Raw genomic sequence first — 2,237 nt, 5'->3', positions numbered from 1 at the left:
CAACAAAACAATTAATCCAAAAATCCCATTAAAGTTTCGGGATCATCGATTTCATTGGAAGCAACGGGACGATTACCCATGACTGTATAAGTTTCGCTAATGTGCAGATGACTGAGAGCGATCGGACGATTGCCAGAAATCGCTAGAGTGCTACTGACTTCCATACCACTAGAGCCGACAGGACGCAATCCACCGACGGAAGAATAGGTACTAACCACTTTCAGATGGCTAACTTCCACGGGACGGCCCCCTGGTAACATTTCATCTTCCGTGAAGTGAAGATGGCTAGTACCAACAGGACGATTTTCGGGTAAGCGATGTTCAGGTTGATAGAATTTTAAGGCTTTGGAAGCCGATTCAGCGTTGTTTTTCACCGAAAGGGCGACCACTTCTTTATCTTTGGCGGTTTTAGCCGTAGTAGCTTTACCGCGTGGGCTGCTGGTCTTTTCTTCTGTGGTTGCTGGGGTTTGAGTCCCGTTCGTTTCTAGATTTTCCACCGTCATAACCTGATACTCCTTTCCGTTAATAGCTTCGGGGAAACGATAAGATTTAAGTTTAGGGTATTCTCGAAGACTTTTAATCTTTTTTTAAAATCCTCTCTAATATTAAGATACATCTTTCTTTCCCAAAACCCTATAAGTGTTGGTAATTTGATTGATAATTTATTTTGCCTGTTCTCTACACCTAGCCGCTAATGACCGCTTTTCAACTACAAGCACCCTTTCAACCCACTGGGGATCAACCGGCAGCGATCAATAAATTGGTAGATTCCCTGCAAAACCAGCATCGTTTCCAAACCCTCCTAGGGGCAACCGGCACCGGCAAAACCTTCACCATTGCCGCTGTGATCGAGAAAATCGGCAGGCCTACCCTCGTCCTTGCCCATAATAAGACCCTGGCGGCCCAATTATGCAACGAATTGCGGCAATTTTTCCCCAATAACGCCGTGGAATACTTTATCAGCTATTACGACTACTATCAACCGGAGGCTTATATTCCCGTCAGCGATACCTATATCGAAAAGAGTTCTTCGATTAATGATGAGATCGATATGCTGCGCCATTCGGCCACGCGATCGCTGTTTGAACGCAGGGATGTGATCGTCGTCGCTTCCATTAGTTGTATTTATGGTTTAGGAATGCCTGCGGAATACCTAAAAGCGGCGATTTCCTTAACAGTTGGTCAAGAGTTCGACCAAAGGCAATTATTACGGGCCTTGGTGTCAGTGCAGTACAATCGCAATGATTTGGAGTTAACTCGCGGTCGTTTTCGTCTGAAGGGCGATATTTTGGAAATTGTTCCCGCTTACGAGGATCGGGTTATTAAAATTGATTTTTTTGGCGATGAGATTGAAAGTATTCGTTATCTCGATCCCCTGACGGGGGAAGTTTTGCAAAAATTAGAGCGAATTAGTATTTATCCGGCCCGTCACTTTGTTACCCCAGAGGAACGTTTAGAGGTGGCCTGTCGGGATATTAAAACCGAGTTAGATAACCGTTTATTGGAGTTAGAAAAAGCGGGCAAATTACTGGAAGCGCAACGTTTAGACCAACGGACTCGTTATGATTTAGAAATGTTGCAGGAAGTGGGTTATTGTAATGGCGTAGAAAATTATTCGCGGCATTTAGCGGGTAGATTAGCGGGGGAACCGCCGGAATGTTTGGTGGATTATTTTCCCCAAGATTGGTTATTAGTTGTGGATGAATCTCATGTTAGTGTGCCGCAAATTCGCGGGATGTATAATGGCGATCAATCACGAAAAAAAGTTTTGATCGATCACGGGTTTCGTTTACCCAGTGCTGCGGATAATCGTCCTTTGAAGTCGGAAGAATTTTGGCAGAAAGTTAATCAATGTATTTTGGTTTCGGCCACTCCGGGAGATTGGGAATTAGAACAGTCAGAAAATCGCATTGTTGAACAAATTATCCGACCGACGGGAGTTTTAGACCCTGAGATTTTTGTGCGACCAACCGAGGGACAAGTAGATGATTTATTAGGGGAAATTAAGGAGCGAGTGCAGTTAAATGAACGGGTTTTGATTACCACTTTAACTAAACGCATGGCGGAAGATTTAACCGAATACTTGCAAGAAAGGGGAATTAAAGTTAGATATCTACATTCAGAAATTCAATCAATTCAACGGATTGAAATTATCCAAGACCTGCGAGAAGGGGTCTTTGACGTGCTGATCGGGGTGAATTTGCTTCGCGAGGGGTTAGACCTGCCGGAAGTGTCTT

At 44.2% G+C, this 2,237-nt stretch carries 2 protein-coding genes; one reads left to right on the top strand and one right to left on the bottom strand.

Annotated features, from left to right (window positions below; genetic code table 11):
* Window positions 1–11: 11 nt before the first annotated feature.
* Window positions 12–503, bottom strand: a complete 492-nt coding sequence (locus tag PX481_RS09405) for a hypothetical protein (protein ID WP_002760830.1) — start codon at window positions 501–503, stop codon at window positions 12–14.
* Between the two features lie 191 nt (window positions 504–694).
* Between PX481_RS09405 and uvrB the strand changes: the two genes are divergently transcribed.
* On the top strand, window positions 695–2,237 hold a 1,543-nt coding region (gene uvrB, locus PX481_RS09400), incomplete at its 3' end, for an excinuclease ABC subunit UvrB (protein ID WP_288094471.1).

The sequence above is a fragment of the Microcystis sp. M53603_WE2 genome (assembly GCF_030065435.1).
This window is presented reverse-complemented; position numbering and strand designations above follow the sequence as displayed.

Coding starts and splice junctions, on each gene's coding strand:
- PX481_RS09405 (WP_002760830.1), bottom strand. CDS start 503: ATGACGGTGGAAAATCTAGAAACGAACGGGACTCAAACCCCAGCAACC.